General features: G+C 65.5%; 16 protein-coding genes. 12 read left to right on the top strand and 4 right to left on the bottom strand.

What is annotated here, in order from left to right:
- Positions 1-7 precede the first annotated feature (7 nt).
- From M1D78_RS10635 to M1D78_RS10585, 11 genes are all read left to right on the top strand, one after another.
- A complete protein-coding gene (locus M1D78_RS10635; protein WP_437419295.1) occupies positions 8-2,470 on the top strand; it encodes an efflux RND transporter permease subunit in 2,463 nt (820 codons plus the stop codon).
- A 14-nt stretch (positions 2,471-2,484) separates the two neighbouring features.
- Entirely contained in the window at positions 2,485-3,033 is a 549-nt protein-coding gene (locus M1D78_RS10630; RefSeq protein ID WP_437419296.1) for a carboxymuconolactone decarboxylase family protein, read from the top strand.
- A 57-nt stretch (positions 3,034-3,090) separates the two neighbouring features.
- A complete protein-coding gene (gene hisD / locus M1D78_RS10625; protein WP_437419297.1) occupies positions 3,091-4,374 on the top strand; it encodes a histidinol dehydrogenase in 1,284 nt (427 codons plus the stop codon).
- Positions 4,375-4,377: 3 nt separating this feature from the next.
- A complete protein-coding gene (locus M1D78_RS10620) occupies positions 4,378-5,133 on the top strand; it encodes an SDR family NAD(P)-dependent oxidoreductase (RefSeq protein WP_437419298.1) in 756 nt (251 codons plus the stop codon).
- A gap of 13 nt (positions 5,134-5,146) precedes the next feature.
- A complete protein-coding gene (locus M1D78_RS10615) occupies positions 5,147-5,605 on the top strand; it encodes a VOC family protein (RefSeq protein WP_437419299.1) in 459 nt (152 codons plus the stop codon).
- The gene (locus tag M1D78_RS10610; protein ID WP_437419300.1) at positions 5,602-6,588 is read left to right on the top strand and encodes a fumarylacetoacetate hydrolase family protein; all 987 of its coding nucleotides are present in this window, start codon (positions 5,602-5,604) and stop codon (positions 6,586-6,588) included. Before M1D78_RS10615 ends, M1D78_RS10610 begins: the two co-directional genes overlap by 4 nt.
- Positions 6,585-7,541 (top strand): NAD-dependent epimerase/dehydratase family protein, encoded by a 957-nt coding sequence (locus tag M1D78_RS10605; protein WP_437419301.1) that lies wholly within the window; start codon positions 6,585-6,587, stop codon positions 7,539-7,541. Before M1D78_RS10610 ends, M1D78_RS10605 begins: the two co-directional genes overlap by 4 nt.
- Before the next feature lie 71 nt (positions 7,542-7,612).
- A complete protein-coding gene (locus tag M1D78_RS10600; protein ID WP_437419302.1) occupies positions 7,613-8,155 on the top strand; it encodes a nuclear transport factor 2 family protein in 543 nt (180 codons plus the stop codon).
- A 71-nt stretch (positions 8,156-8,226) separates the two neighbouring features.
- On the top strand, positions 8,227-9,465 hold the full coding sequence (locus M1D78_RS10595; protein WP_437419303.1) for an MFS transporter: 1,239 nt from the start codon (positions 8,227-8,229) through the stop codon (positions 9,463-9,465).
- Complete coding sequence (locus M1D78_RS10590; protein WP_437419304.1) at positions 9,465-10,235, top strand: SDR family NAD(P)-dependent oxidoreductase; 771 nt, start codon at positions 9,465-9,467, stop codon at positions 10,233-10,235. The genes M1D78_RS10595 and M1D78_RS10590 overlap by 1 nt, the downstream gene beginning before the upstream one ends.
- Before the next feature lie 22 nt (positions 10,236-10,257).
- Positions 10,258-10,380, top strand: coding sequence for a hypothetical protein (locus M1D78_RS10585; RefSeq protein WP_437419305.1), 123 nt, complete (start codon positions 10,258-10,260; stop codon positions 10,378-10,380).
- Between the two features lie 46 nt (positions 10,381-10,426).
- On the opposite strand, the gene M1D78_RS10580 is transcribed toward M1D78_RS10585, so the two are convergent.
- The 3 genes from M1D78_RS10580 to M1D78_RS10570 are packed head-to-tail and all read right to left on the bottom strand — an operon-like array spanning position 10,427 to position 13,497.
- A complete protein-coding gene (locus M1D78_RS10580; RefSeq protein WP_437419306.1) occupies positions 10,427-10,927 on the bottom strand; it encodes a GlcG/HbpS family heme-binding protein in 501 nt (166 codons plus the stop codon).
- 13 nt (positions 10,928-10,940) lie between these two features.
- Positions 10,941-12,716, bottom strand: coding sequence for a tannase/feruloyl esterase family alpha/beta hydrolase (locus tag M1D78_RS10575; protein ID WP_437419307.1), 1,776 nt, complete (start codon positions 12,714-12,716; stop codon positions 10,941-10,943).
- Between the two features lie 16 nt (positions 12,717-12,732).
- Positions 12,733-13,497 (bottom strand): siderophore-interacting protein, encoded by a 765-nt coding sequence (locus M1D78_RS10570; protein WP_437419308.1) that lies wholly within the window; start codon positions 13,495-13,497, stop codon positions 12,733-12,735.
- A 71-nt stretch (positions 13,498-13,568) separates the two neighbouring features.
- On the opposite strand from M1D78_RS10570, the gene M1D78_RS10565 reads away from it, so the two are divergent.
- Positions 13,569-14,003, top strand: coding sequence for a MarR family winged helix-turn-helix transcriptional regulator (locus M1D78_RS10565; RefSeq protein WP_437419309.1), 435 nt, complete (start codon positions 13,569-13,571; stop codon positions 14,001-14,003).
- Between the two features lie 156 nt (positions 14,004-14,159).
- Here the strand turns inward: M1D78_RS10565 and M1D78_RS10560 are convergent, their stop codons facing one another.
- Positions 14,160-15,092: an alpha/beta hydrolase fold domain-containing protein gene (locus M1D78_RS10560; protein ID WP_437419310.1), complete on the bottom strand. Its 933-nt coding sequence runs from the start codon at positions 15,090-15,092 to the stop codon at positions 14,160-14,162.
- Positions 15,093-15,151: the final 59 nt, after the last annotated feature.

Here is a 15,151-nt window from a genome sequence, read left to right as displayed (position 1 = left end):
GTCTGCCATGCATACGCAGCCATCTAATTTCCCAACTCTCTCCAGTCGCGCGGATTTCGATGACACGTCCGGCAACCTGCTGGAGCGGTTGCTGTTCAATCATCGTTTGGTCGTGGTGGTTCTGTGTCTGCTGGTCACGCTCGTGCTCGGCTGGAAGGCTTCGGAGCTGCAGCTGAACGCCAACTTCGAGAAAACCATCCCCGCGGGGCATCCCTATATCGTCAACTACCTGGAGCACCAGGACGAGCTGCGAGGCTTGGGCAATGCCGTACGGATCGGCGTGGTAAGCGAGTCCGGCTCGATCTACGACCCGGCCTACATGGAGACGCTGCGCAAGCTCAACGATGAGGTATTCCTGTTGCCGGGCGTCGACCGCGCCGGGATGAAGTCGCTGTGGACACCAAGCACCCGCTGGGCCGGCGTGACCGAAGACGGCATGGAAGGCGGCCCGGTCATTCCCCAGGGCTACGACGGATCCTCCGCCAGCCTGCAGCAGCTGCGCGCCAACGTCGACCGCTCCGGCGAGGTCGGCCAGCTGGTCGCGCTCGACAGCAGCGCCAGCGTGATCTACGTGCCCCTGCTCAGCCAGCTGCCCGATGGGCGTCCGATCGATTATGCCGAGCTGTCCGCGAGCCTCGAAGAGCTTCGCAGCCGCTTTGAGCAGGAGGGCGTCAGCCTGCACATCACCGGCTTCGCCAAGATCGTCGGCGATCTCATCGATGGCCTGCGTGAAGTGTTGACCTTCTTCGCGGTCGCCGTGGCGATCGTCACCGCCATGGTGTTCTGGTACACCCGCTGCGTGCGCAGTACGGCGCTGGTGGTGTGCAGCTCGCTGATCGCCGTGGTCTGGCAGACCGGGCTGATCTCGGCGCTGGGCTACGACCTGGACCCCTATTCGATGCTGGTGCCCTTCCTGGTCTTCGCCATCGGCATGAGCCACGGCGCGCAGAAAATGAACGGCATCATGCAGGACATCGGCCGCGGCACGCACAAATACATCGCGGCGCGTTTCACCTTCCGCCGGCTGTTCCTTGCCGGGCTGACGGCGCTGCTGGCCGACGCGGTGGGTTTCGCGGTATTGCTGGTGATCGACATCCGCGTCATCCAGGAGCTGGCCATCGCCGCCAGCCTGGGCGTGGCCGTGCTGATCTTCACCAACCTGATCCTGCTGCCGATTCTGCTGTCGTTCACCGGTGTCAGCGCCCGCGCCGCCGAGCGCAGCCTGCGGGCGGAGCAAGTCACCACGCGCCATCCGTTCTGGGCCTTTCTCGACCTGTTCACCCGTCGCCGCGGCGCCGTGTTGGCGATCGCCGGTGGGCTTGTGCTCGGCGGCCTCGGCCTGGCGGGCAGCCAGCAGCTGAAGATCGGCGACCTAGACCCGGGCGCGCCGGAGCTGCGCGACGACTCGCGCTACAACCGGGACGTCGCCTTCATGAATGAACGCTTCGGTGCCAGCAGCGACGTGCTCGCCGTGATGGTGGAGACCGCGGGCAACGGCAGTTGCGCCAACTACGAGGCACTCCGGCGCGTCGATGCCCTCGAGTGGCAGCTGCGTCAGTTGCCGGGCGTGGACACCACCAATTCGCTCTCGCTGCTCAACCGCCAGGCACTGGTCGGGCTTAACGAGGGCAATCCGAAGTGGTTCGAACTGATCAAGAACCAGTCGATGCTCAACTTCGTCACTGCGGGTGCCCCGCGCGGCCTCTATAACGACGCCTGCGACCTGCTGACGCTGTATGTCTACCTGCACGACCACAAGGCCGAGACCCTCACCCGTGTGGTCGAGCAGGTGGAAGCCTTCGCGGCCGCCAACAACACCGACGACATTCGCTTCCTGCTGGCCGGTGGCAGCGCCGGTATTGCCGCCGCGACAAACATGGTGGTCGAGCAGGCCTGGCGGCAGATGCTGTTCCTGGTCTACGGCGCGGTCGCATTGCTTTGCCTGGTGACCTTCCGGTCCTGGCGCGCGGTAGTGGTTGCCATCCTGCCGCTGATGCTGACGTCCGTACTGGCCGAAGCCCTGATGGTTGCGCTCGGCATGGGGGTTAAGGTCGCGACCCTGCCGGTGATCGCGCTCGGCGTCGGCATCGGTGTGGATTACGCGCTGTACATCCTCTCGGTCACGCTGGCCCGGTTGCGGGCGGGCGATAGCCTGTCGCAGGCCTACTACGCCGCGCTCACCTTTACCGGCAAGGTGGTGGTTCTGACCGGCCTAACCCTGGCCGCAGGCGTCGCCACCTGGGTGTTCTCGGACATCAAGTTCCAGGCGGACATGGGCATCCTGCTGGCCTTCATGTTCCTGTGGAACATGCTGGGGGCGCTGATCCTGCTGCCCGCTCTCGCCTACTTCCTTCTGCCGCACCAGCAGGCGGCGCCCCAGCCGCTGAACACCCCCGCGTCACGTCGCACCGAACGGGCCGCGACCCGCCAGGCCCGCGTCGCGGCACCGGCAACCGATCTGAACTCTTGAACTCGGAGAGCGACATGCCCGTAGTGCCTTACAAACCGATCGATGCCGCTGGCCCGCCCGAGGTGGTCGCGCCGATCCTGGAGCGGCGTGGCGGCACACTGCTCAACCTCGACCGGATCATGCTTCACAGCGCGCCGTTCACCCAGGGCTGGGGCGCGTTGCTGGGCAAGGTCCGCAATGAGCTGAGCCTGCCGGACAAGCTGCGCGAGCTGGTCATCTGCGCCGTGTCCTGCCTGTGCGGCGCCGAATACGAGATGCACCACCACGGCCCCGTGTTTCTCAAGGCCGGCGGTACGCCAGCCCAGTTCAACGCGTTGCGCGATCTCAAGGGTGCCCTGGCGCACGACTATCTCTTCACGCCGATCGAGCGCGCCGTCCTGCGGCTGGCGCACGACATGACCCGCCAGGGCAGGGTGCCCTCGGCACTGCTGCACGACCTGCGCGAGGAACTGGGTGATACCCGGCTGGTAGAGCTGATCGGCGTGATTGCCACCTACAACATGGTTGCGCGCTTCATCGTCGCCCTGGGCGTCGAGGTGGAAAGCGTGCCAGCCAAGGCCTGATTCGACCATGCCTGCTCCGTCACCGGCGGGGCGGCAGCCATAACCAAGGAGTGAGCGATGATCCAGTACGTCAAGAAAGGCAAGCCGGCCGAAGCCAAGGCTGAACTCAACAACCAGGTCCGCACCACCGTCGAGCAGATCATCAAGGACATCGAGGCGCGTGGCGAAGCCGCGGTGCGCGAATATTCCGAGAAGTTCGACAAGTGGAATCCGCCGTCGCTGCGCCTGTCGCCGGAAGAGATCCAGGCCTGCATCGACTCGCTGAGCCCGCAGGCGATCGAAGACATCAAATTCGCCCAGGCGCAGATCCGCCGCTTCGCGCAGGTGCAGCTGATGTCCATGCGCGACGTCGAGATCGAAACGCTGCCGGGCGTGGTGCTTGGCCACAAGAATATTCCGGTCAACTCGGTCGGCTGCTACATCCCCGGCGGCAAGTACCCGCTGCTGGCTTCAGCGCACATGAGCGTGCTGACCGCCAAGGTCGCCGGCGTCAAGCGGGTGATCGCCTGCGCGCCACCGTTCGACGGCAAGCCCTCGCCTGAAATCATCGCTGCCATGGCGCTGGCCGGCGCCGATGAGATCTACGTGATGGGCGGCGTGCAGGGCGTGGCCGCCATGGCCCTGGGCACCGAGAACATCGCCCCGGTGGACATGATCGTCGGGCCCGGCAACGCCTATGTGGCCGAGGCCAAGCGCCAGTTGTTTGGCCGCGTCGGTATCGACCTGTTCGCCGGGCCGACCGAAACCATGGTCATCTGCGACGACAGCGTGGATGCCGAACTGGTCGCCGTGGACCTGCTGGGCCAGGCTGAACATGGCCCGACCTCGCCGGCGTATTGCGTCACCACCAGCACGAAGATTGCCGAAGAGCTGCCAGCGGCCATCGAAGCGGTCCTTGCCCGCCTCGACACCGCGCCGGTCGCCAGCGTTGCCTGGCGCGACTACGGCGAAATCATCCTGTGCGACACCGACGAAGAGATGCTGCAGGAGTCCGAACGCATTTGCTCCGAGCACGTGCAGGTGATGACCAGAGATCCGGACTGGTTCCTGGAGCGCATGACCGCCTATGGCGGCCTGTTCCTCGGCCACCGCACGAACGTGTCCTACGGCGACAAGGTCATCGGCACCAACCACACCCTGCCGACCATGGGCGCGGGGCGCTACACCGGTGGGCTATGGGTGGGCAAGTTCATCAAGACCCACACCTATCAGCGCGTGCTGACCGACGAAGCCTCGGTCATGATCGGCGAGTACTGCTCGCGGCTCTGCGCGCTGGAGCATTTCTCCGGGCATAAAGAGCAGGCCGACATCCGCGTCCGCCGCCTGAAGAAGACGGCCTGAGCCATGGTCGCCTCTCTGCAGGGCCGAGTGGCCGTGGTCACAGGCGGCGCCGGTGGGATCGGCGCCGTCATCTGCCAACAGCTGGCCGCGGCCGGTGCCACCGTCGTCATCGGTTACAACGCCTCGCGCGACGAGGCTGAGCGGCTCGCCGCGCAACTGCCCGCTGCCGGCGCTCCGCACCTGGCCTTACCGGCGCCGGTGACCGATAGCGCCGCTCTAACCGATCTGGCTGGTGCGATCGATCGTCAACTTGGGCGCTGCGACCTGCTGGTCAATTGTGCCGGAACGACCCAGTTCGTTCCGCACGACGATCTCGATGGCCTTGGCGATGCCCTGTTCGATCGGATCATGGCGACCAATGTCCGTGGCCCGTTCGCCGTTGTGCGGGCCTTGCGGCGACTGCTCGAACGAAACGGCCAAGGGTTGGTGGTGAACATCTCATCGATCGCGGCGGTGAGCGCCATGGGCAGCAACGTCGCCTACTGCGCGTCCAAGGCGGCGGTGGACAACATGACCCGCTCCCTGGCCCGCGCGCTGGCCCCGGCCATCCGTGTGGTGTCGGTGTCCCCAGGGCTGGCCGACACCGAGTTCGTCAAGCAGATGGACGCGAGCTGGCGCGACGAGCAGGCCGCACGCACGCCGCTGCGACGGCTGGCCGAACCGCAGGAAGTCGCGGCCGCGGTATTGGCCGTCGCGACGCATCTGACCTTCACCACGGGGGCCGTGATTCCCGTGGATGGCGGTCGCCCCCTTAGCTGACGGAGCCGCAGCGATGAATGATCTGGCCCCCGCAATCAAACCCCACCACGTCGGCATCAGCGTGCCGGACATGGACGCCGCGATCGCGTGGTACGCACGGATGCTCGGCTTCGAGCTGGAGATGCGGGCATTCATCGAGCTCATTCCGGCCCAGGTCGCCTTCATCCGGCGTGGCGATTTCCGCATCGAACTGTTCGAGGTGGAGGGCGCCGCGCCGCTGCCCGCGGATCGCCGTGAACCCAATCTGGATGTGCGCACCCATGGCAACAAGCATCTCTGCCTGGCTGTGTCGGCCGTCGAAACCACGGTGCAGGGCCTGCGTGAGAAGGGCGCCGACATCGTTTTCCAGAAGGTCGTGCAGGGTACGCCCATGGCCTTCATTCGCGACGTGGCCGGCAACCTGATCGAGCTGATCCAGTGCCCCGAGCTATGGCTCGATTCTTCTAGCGAATCCGAGGAGAAATTCCGATGAAATTGGCAACACTCAAGGACGGCAGTCGCGACGGGCGATTGCTGGTAGTTTCACGCGACTTGGCGCGCTGCCGCCCGGCGCGTGCGGCGTCGACCCTGCAGCAGGCCATCGAGAACTGGGCCGAGGTAGAAGCGGCGCTGGATGACGAATACCGCTATCTGAACGCCGGCGTGCTCGAAGACGCGGTCGCCTTCGACCCTCGCAAGGTGATGGCGCCCCTGCCGCGTGCCTATCAGTTCGTGGATGCGTCGGCCTTTCTCAACCACGGCAAAATCATGGAGAAAGCCTACGATCTGAACGTGAAGAAGCAGCCCGGCATCCCTGTCCTGGTGCAGCGTCAGGGTGACGACTTCCTGGGCGCCTGTGACGATTACCCCTTCCCGACCGAGCAGGACAACTGCGACTTCGAAGGCGAGATCGCCGTGGTACTCGATGATGTACCCATGGGCATCGATCCAGGGGCAGCGCTGGGGCATATCAAACTGTTCATGTTGCTCAACGACGTCTCGATGCGTGCTCATTTGTTCCGGGAATTGTCGATGGGCTTCGGGCTGATCAACGCCAAGCCGGCGACGGTCTTCGCACCGGTCGCGGTCACCCCGGACGAGCTTGGCGAGGCCTGGCAGTCGGGGCGCGTTCACCTGGATATGCAGGTCAGCCGCAACGGCGACTGGTTCGGCAACCCCAACGGCCGGGAGATGGATTTCAGTTTCGGCGAGCTGATCAGCCACCTGGCCTACAACCGCAACCTGCGCGCGGGCACCGTGCTGGCCTCCGGTACGTTCTCGAACGAGGGTTATCGCATGGTGGGGTCGGCCTGCTTGGCCGAACGGCGTGCAATCGAGAAGATCGACCACGGCGAATCGATTACCCCTTTCATGCGCTTCGGGGAAACGCTGCGCTTTGAAATGCACAGGGCTGATGGGCAGTCCGTTTTCGGTGCCATCGAGCATCGGATGGTGCCGGTGGAGGGTCGGGTATGAAGGTTCTGGTTACCGGCGGTAACGGCTTCGTTGGGCGCGAACTGGTCAAGCAGCTGCTGGCTGCCGAGGAGCTGCTTCCAGATCAGGGGCCGCTGACCCGTTTGACCGTGGCCGACATGAGTGGCGAGCACCTGCCGGTTGACCCGCGCATCGAGCGGGTAACCGGCAGCATCGCCGACCCGGCCGTGCTGGGCGCGGCGCTGGACATCAAGCCGGACGTGGTGTTCCACCTAGCCAGCATTCCGGGCGGCGCGGCCGAGCGCAATTATGAGCTGGGCTTGCAGGTCAATCTGCTCGCCACCCTCGATCTGTTCGAACGGCTACGCACCCAGGGCCACTGCCCTCGGGTCGTGTTCACCAGCACTATCGCGGTTTACGGCTCGCCGCTGCCCGCCCTGGTGGATGACCAGTCGCCTCTACGCCCGGGCCTTTCTTACGGCGCGCACAAACTGGCTGGCGAAATCCTGCTCGAAGACTACAGCCGTCGGGGCTGGCTGGACGGCCGTATCCTGCGCTTGCCCGGCATCGTCGCTCGGCCACCGGAGCCCTCGGGCCTGTTGTCGGCGTTCATGAGCGATCTGTTCTGGAAGCTGGCTGCCGGCGAGCGCTTCGAGTGCCCGGTTTCAGCCGAGGCAGTCGCCTGGTGGATGTCAGTCGGCTGCTGTGCTAGCAACCTTCTGCATGCCGCGGGCCTGAAGCCGGAGCAGGTACGGCCCCGGCGGGCCTATACGCTGCCCGTGCTGCGCCTGACCATCGCTGAGTTGGTCGAAGGGCTGGCCCGGCAGTTCGGCGATGACCGCCGCGAGTTGGTGAACTATCGGCCGGATGCGGACCTGGAGGCGGCTTTTGGCAACCTGCCGCCATTGGAAGCGAACGCGGCCGAGGCGATCGGCTTCCGGCATGACGGCAGCATCGAGGCCCTGATCCGCAACGCGATGGCTTGGCGCGGATGAGTTGACCGGCCCGGCAGGCGGCCGGGCCGAAAGCGGCATGCAATTCCTATAAGAACAAAGAGGGCATGAGGATGACATTCAGAAAACAGGCGGCCCTGTTCGCCTTGCTGGCCGCACTGGGCCAGCCGCTTGGGCTGCTGCCTGTAGCCCACGCCGAGGCGGTGGCGCGCGAAACCGCTACCGGGCGGGTCGTCGACCGCGAGAGTTTCCAGCACTACCTGGACCTGTTCAACCGCAAGGACCCGGCCGCCTTCGACACCTACTATGCGCCGGATGTACGCATGACCAACGGTGGCCTGGTATTCAACGGCATCCCTGAGGTCAGGGACCATTACCGACAGATCTGGGGCGCGATGGATGAGGAGGTGAAGGTCGAGCAGTTCCTGTTCGATGGCAAGACCCTGGCGGTCCAGCTGCACACCGTCTTCAGCGTACCCCGTGATGCGCAGCAAACCCCGTTCGGCCCCATTCGCCAGGGCGAACGCTTCGATTTCCACGGCGCGGTGTTTTACACCCTGAACGAGGCGGGCAAATTCACCGACATCCGAATCGGCTACTACAGCTTCAGCCGGACGACCAGTGGCGTGACCCATGCCATGGGTATGCCGCACTAGGGGCGTGACGCTGGCCGGAGACGGGCAGCCCACAGGTCCCACCCGAAATAACAACAAATCCGGAGCGTGCCATGAGTTCATCCTCTCTTTGCCAATCGCCTAAGGCGTCGGCCACCTACCTGCTGCTGCTGATCAACTGCCTGGCACCCATGGCGGCAATCGTCATTGCGCCGAGCCTGCCGCAGATTCAGGCGCACTTCGCCGACGTACCCAACGTCGAATTCCTGGTCCCCGTGGCGCTGACCATCCCGGGCCTGCTGGTCGCGTTGCTCAGTCCCGTGGTCGGCCTGCTCGCGGACCGCATCGGGCGCAAACGGCTGTTGGTCAGCGCGGTGTTCGCCTACGGCGTGCTTGGCACTCTGCCGCTGGTGCTCGAGTCGCTGTACGGCATCATCGCCAGCCGCGTAGCCCTCGGCTGCGCCGAGGCCGTCGTGGTGACGATCAGTACGATGCTGATCGGTGACTACTACAGCGGTGCCCAGCGACAGAAGTACCTCGCCCTGCAGACTACCTTCGCCTCGTCTTCGGCCATCGTCTTCTTCATGATCGGCGGCGCCCTGGGCGAGCTTGGCTGGCGCGTGCCGTTCGTGGTCTACCTCGTCCCGTTGCTGATGGCCCTGCTCAGCCAGCTCTTGCTCTGGGAGCCGACCGCGGGTGAATTGGCCCGCTCGCAGGAGCAGGACGAACACGGCGCGCAGGTCTTCCGGCCCTGGCTGCTGATGGCGATCTGTTCGATCACCTTCATCGGTGCCATCGCCTTCATGGTCTTGCAGGTTCAACTGGCCTTCCTGCTGGGGGATGTCGGTGAGCCCTCACCGAAGACAGCGGGCATGATTGCATCGGCCTGCAGCGTCATGATCGTGCTGGGTACGCTGTCCGTACACCTGCTCAAGCGGGTCGGGCTGCGGGTGCCGCACTGCCTGACCCTGGCCTTCGGCCTTATCGCAACCAGTTTTCTCATGATCCCGGGGGTCGAGAGCAGCCGCGGCATGTTGATGGTGGCGCTGATCAACGGCTTGGGCTGTGGATTGCTGCTACCGACGTTGGCGATCTGGAACATGAGCCAGCTGCCCTGGTTTCGCCGGGGATTGGGCACGGGCATGTGGTACGGCAGTTACTGCCTCGGCATGTTTCTCAGCCCGATTCTGGTCGTCACGCTGACCAAGACCAGCGGGAGCCTGGCGACCACGGTGGGCTGGCTGGGCTGGTGTCTGCTACCGGTGGCGGTGGCTGCTTTGTTGGCGGGTATGAAGCCGTCGCGCAAGCCCTGCCTGTTCCGCCTCGTCGCGCATAAAGTGGAGGACGCCTGATGCCCCGTCTGGCCGGGCAAGTGGCGGTGGTGACCGGCATCGGCAGCGGGATCGGGCAGGCCTGCGCGCTGATGTTCGCCCGTGAAGGCGCCAGCGTCGTCGGTTGCGACATCGACGCGGCGTCGGCGCAGAAGACCCTGGCGACAGCGGCCGCAGAAAGCCTCGAAATGACCAGCCTGCACCCCTGCGACCTGACCCAGCCTGAAGGCGCCCAGCGCCTCGTGCAGTTCGCCCTCGAACGTCACGGTGGCATCGACGTGCTGGTCAACGCCGCCGCATTTGGCGCCTTCGCCTGGATCGAGGATATGGACTATGAAAGCCAGTGGCGCAAGACGCTGACAGGCGAGCTGGACATCGTCTTCCTGCTTTGCCAGGCGGCCTGGCCCCACCTCAAGCAACGCGGCGGCGCCTCCATCATCAACTTCGCCTCGGCGAACGCCTGGATGGCCCTGGAGGGTTCACCGGCGCTCGCCCACTGTGCGGGTAAGGGCGGGGTGCTGGCGATGACCCGGCAATTGGCCATGGAAGGCGGCCCGTATCGCATCCGCGCCAACAGCATCTCGCCTGGGTTGGTGGAAACCGCCGCGACCCGTGCTCACTTGGCGCGTGATCCTGCGTTACTGGAAGCGGCGTTGGGCAAGCAGATCCTTCGCGAGCGTGTCGGTCGCCCGGAGGACATCGGTTGGGCCGCGATTTATCTCGCTTCAGATGAGGCCGCCTGGGTGACCGGGGCGGACTTGAACATTGATGGCGGCGCTACCGCCAGTTGAGCGAAACCTGTCGGGAGTTCTCATGAAGACATTCATCACCAAATGCCTGTACCTGATGTTGCCCGGCGTACAGCAGTTCGGCTCCGCCATGAGTGGCATGAGCCTGAGCACCCTCGGCCCTGGCGAAGCGGAAAAGGACCGCTGACCGGGCAGGGCCCCGCTTAAGGGCCCTGGTCAGCGGGCAGCACGGTTCAGGGTTGCAGGGCGTTCGCTCCGGCATTCGCAACCTGTGAATCGTTCGGCCCATGCGCACCGCTGACGCCAACGGCGCCGACGGTCGTACCGTCCATGACGAGCGGGACTCCGCCCTCCAGCGGCACTGCGCCGGGGGTGGCGAGGAAGCTGGGGCGGCCGCCGTTGACGTACGCTTCGAAATTCGCTGAAGGCTGGCGCAGCAGCGCCGCGGTGCGCGCCTTGCCGATGGCGACGCTGGGGCTGATACCGATGGCGCCATCGGCCTTACGGAACGCAACCAGCTCCCCGGCCGTATCGACCACGGCCACGCTGATCGTCCATCCATTGTGCGCTGCCTCGGCGAGCGCGGCGTCGATCACCCGCTCCGCGCCGGCCATGCCGATGTCCACACGGGACAATGTCAGGGGCGCCTTGTCGGCGGCCTGTACGGTTGCTCCCATGAACACGCCCAGTGCCAGTAGCGTGGCCTGCTTGCCGGTAAATGACCCGATGTTCATACGCATGCTCTTGTCACTCGGTCAGCGGGCTATAGGGTTTGAAGAAATCCTGGCCTCGCCATAGCACCGGCTCGGGTTCGATCAATGGCGCGGCGGGAATATAGCTGCCGGCCTGCTTCGGATCACCCTGGCCGGAGTAGCGGGCAACCTCTGGGTAGGGGAAGACAGGGCGGGTGCGCCCGGCGTTGGCCTTGGCCTGCGCGTCATCGAACAGTGCGGGCATGGGCATCGGGCCACGCGGGGGACGAGCGTTCTGCTCGGCACCGGCACCGGCACCGGCACCGGCACCGGCACGGTCGGCGGGCGGTGCGGTTGGTGCACCGAACCCGCTGGGGCCCCGGCCGGCCTCGGGTTGCCGCGCGACGATCGCATCAGGCGCAGTGCCGCTCTCCACCCAGGCCAGCATTGGCGTCAGCAGGTCAAGCTGGCTCGGGCCGTCGCCACCGGAGCAGTGGTAGACACCGGGCAGCAGGTACAGGCGGCTGAACGCATCGGCCCGCTCCTTGCCCATCTGAGCCTGCAGGGCCTCGTAGTAGGCGACGCTGTTGAGCGGCGAGATGTGCGGGTCGGACCAACCGTGCCAGATGATCAGCTTGCCGCCCGAGGCAGCGAAGCGGGACAGGTCCGGGTTGGTGGCGTCGAACAGTGCGTGGCGTGTACGCAGGCGGTCGAAGGTGGCCGTATCGAAGCGCATGTCGGAGAGGCTGAAGCCGGCCTCGGGCGGCTGTTCGAACACCAGGTTGGTCAGGGCGCCCAGCGCGATCTTCTCGCTGAACAGCGGCTGGTCTGCATCTCTGGGCACGAAGACCCCGGCCCACGCGAGTTCCGAGCCGGGCAGCGGCCCGCCGACAGTCAGGCGCTCGCCGCTGTCGGGATCACGCGGCCCATCGTAAAGACGCCGGGCGACTTCGACCTCGGCAGGCGTCAGGCAGTGTTCGGTGGCCTGACCCTCGACACAGCGCACGACGGTGGGATCGAAATCGCAGGCGCGGGGATCGGCCAACAGCGCGTCCTTCTGGCCATCAAGGGCGTCGCACTGCTCCAGCACGGCCCTGTGCAGTACCGGCAGGTGTTCGGCCAGCAGAATGGCCTTGCCATCGGCGCCGGTGTTCGCGCGGGCCTGCCAGGCGTGATACATGCCGTTCTGCACCTGGAAATTGAGCGCGGCCGCGCCAGCGATGATGCCATCGAAGTCGTCCGGATAGCGCTGCGCTTCCATCAGCGCCTCCCGGCCACCATCGGAACAGCCAGTGAAATAGCGATAAGCCGGCGCCTGCCCATAGAATGCCTGGATCAAGGCCTGCGCAGCCTGAGCGGTCAGGTGCACGCCACGGTGGGCGAAGTCGGCACGTTGTTGCGTGTCTCGACCAAAACGCCCGTCCTGGTCCTGATGGCCCATGTCGGTCGAGGCGAGCACGAATTCGCCAGCCTCCAGCGGCACGCAGCCATCCGCGGCGCCAACCTGCAGGCTGATGCGCCCGCACAGGCCGCCGCAGCCGACCTGCAGGTAGCGCTGGGTCCAGCCTTCCAGCGGCAGCAGCACCTGGAACCCGATGCTCGGCGCCAGCCGGCCTTCCACGGCGCAAACGTCGTGCTCGTTGTGTTGGGTGGTGGCAGCCGTCAGCACCTGGCTCCCGGCGCCACCAATGCCGCTCAGGTCGATGTCGCGCAGCGACTCGCAGCTGGTCTTCGGTGTTACCGCAGCAAGGGCGGCGGGTGCGGCATGGCTCGTCAGGCTGACGCCGGTTGTGCTCAGCAGCAAGCCGAGCAAAAGGGCAAGACGGTTCATCGATAACTCCTCTGGGTCACTGCGCTGCGTTGTCGTCTTGCTCGGTCAGTTCTTCATGGAACCCTTCGGCGCCGTGACGCCAGTAGGCCGCGACGCGCATGGCCTCCTTGGCCTGCCCGTGCGTGTTGACCAGCAGGCGACGGATGCCCTTCATCAGTGAGGCCTCGCCAGCGGCCCAGGCGAAGCCCTCGCCGGCAGGCAACTGCAACGCCGCGACAGCCGCGAGCAACTCATCGCCGGACTCGAACCACTGCGCGTCCAGGTCAGCGGCAGTCGGCAAGGCGCGGCGGTCTGCAGCGTTATGCGCGAGCAGCAGGGCCTGCACCCGGCAGCCTGCCGGCAGCTCTTCCAGTCGTCGGGAGATGGCGGGCAGTGCGGTGGCGTCGCCGATCAGCAGATGCCAGTCGTAGTCCATAGGAATGATCATCGAACCACGCGGGCCGCCGATGAGCGCGGGCAGGCCGATGGCGGCACGCTTGGCCCAGGTCGAGGCGGCACCGTCGCCGTGCAGTGCGAACTCGATGGTCAGCTCTCGCTTGGCCTGCTCGAACCGACGCGGGGTGTAGTCGCGGCGCACCGGATTGCCGTCGCCGTCCTCGAAGATAAATTTGATGTGATCGTCGAACGAGGCGGACAGGAAGTCGGCCAGGTCTTCGCCGTGGAAGGTAATGCTCATGAACGCATCGTCGAGCGGCTCGACACGGCTGACTCGCACCTCGCGGCGGCGCAGTTCATGGCGCACCCGCTGGACGCGACGTTGGAGGGAGGGGGATGTAGTCATCGCTGGGCCTCGAAGGCGCTGGTTGATAATATCAACGATCATAAAAACACATAGTTGATAAAGTCAACCTTATGACCGACCGATTAGCCGAAGCCGTATTCGAATCCATCCATACCATCATGCACCTGTACCGTGCCCGGCAGTACCGTGCGTTGCGCGGCGGCCCGCATGATCTGAGCCACATGGCGAACAAGGTGTTGGGCTTCTTCGCCGCTCATCCGGGCGCGACCCTGCGCGAGCTGGTACAGCGTTCCGGGCGCGACAAGGCGCAGCTGGCGCGTCTTATCAAGGAGTTGCGCGACAGGGAGCTACTGTTCGGCGAGGTCGACGAGACGGACCGCCGCAGCGTTCGCCTGCGCCTGACAGCGCAAGGAGAGGCCGTGCACAAGGCGCTGCGCCAGCAGGCGCAGCAGCTCAACAAGGTCGCCGTGCAGGACCTGTCCGAGGAGGAGCAGCAAGCCTTGATCGACCTGCTCGGGCGCGTGCGCAGCAGCCTGAGCGGCTGAGGTCGATCTCACGGCCGGTCGTGACGCCGCCCGCACGGCGGCGCACAGGTCCTGGGGGCTGTTGGCAAGGCCTATCGACAGAACGGCATCGTTTCGCCTGACAGGCCTTCGTCCATCCAAACCAAACCTGGCCTCACGGGCAGGCCAGGCCGTTGCCTAGTTGCCCTTGAGGAAGCCCAGCATCCGGGCGACGTTGTCTTCGGCTTCGAACGGTAGGCCGCCATGTCCTGCACCGTCGAGCAGGTGATAGGTCGCCGATACGCCAGCCTTTTCAAGGGCCTGCGCAAGAAGCTTGCCCTGTCCTGCCCCCACGTTGCAGTCGGCGCTGCCGCTCTCGATAAAAAAGGGCGGGTCCCCGGCGCTGGCGTAGGTAACCGGGTTGGCCTGCGCGACGAGGTCCGGCGAATGGGCCACCGCAGCCCCGAGGTACCGCGATTCAAAACTGCCGGCCTGCCCATGATTGATCGCGCTCGCCGGGCAACCTTGCTGCTTGAGCATGGCGTCGATCTGCCCCATGTCCACCGGCGGGTAGAGCGCAATAACCTTTTCTGGCCGCAGATCGACCGAGCCGTCCGCCAGGGTCTTGCGAAACAGCGGCGCGTCGTAGGCCGTGCCGACGAGCGAGGCGAGGTTCGCGCCTGCGGACTCTCCGAACATCACGAAGGCGTCGGGGTCGAGCGCATACTTGGCGGCATTGGCCTTGAGATAGGCGATGGCCTCGAAAACATCCTGCACGGCCGTCGGAAAGGTGGCTTCCCCCGAGAGGCGATAGTTGACCGGAACGACGGCATAGCCGGCCTTCAGAAACGCCTCGACGTAGGCGGCAGTCGCCATGTCCTTGGAGCCGAACCGGAACCCGCCTGGGTGCGCATAGACCACGAACGGGAAGGGGCCTGCGCCGCTCGTTGGGGTATAGATATCGAGGGTCTGTGTACTGGATGCGCTGGCGTACTTCTGATTGGCGAGCGCTGGCGTGAGGCCCGCTACTTGAACGGACGGTCCGCCCTTGGGAATGGCGACGGGTGCAGCTTGTGCAACGCTGCCTCCGACCAGCACAGGCGCCAGTGTGGCGAACGGCAAGGCGGCCATGATGACGAGTTTCCTTAGATTCATGAGTGTTGCCCTTTTTCCGATGTGAATGACCCAGG

The organism is Pseudomonas sp. SA195, assembly GCF_054131565.1.
Note: the sequence above shows the minus strand (reverse complement) of the source record. Positions and strands in the feature narration are given on the sequence as shown.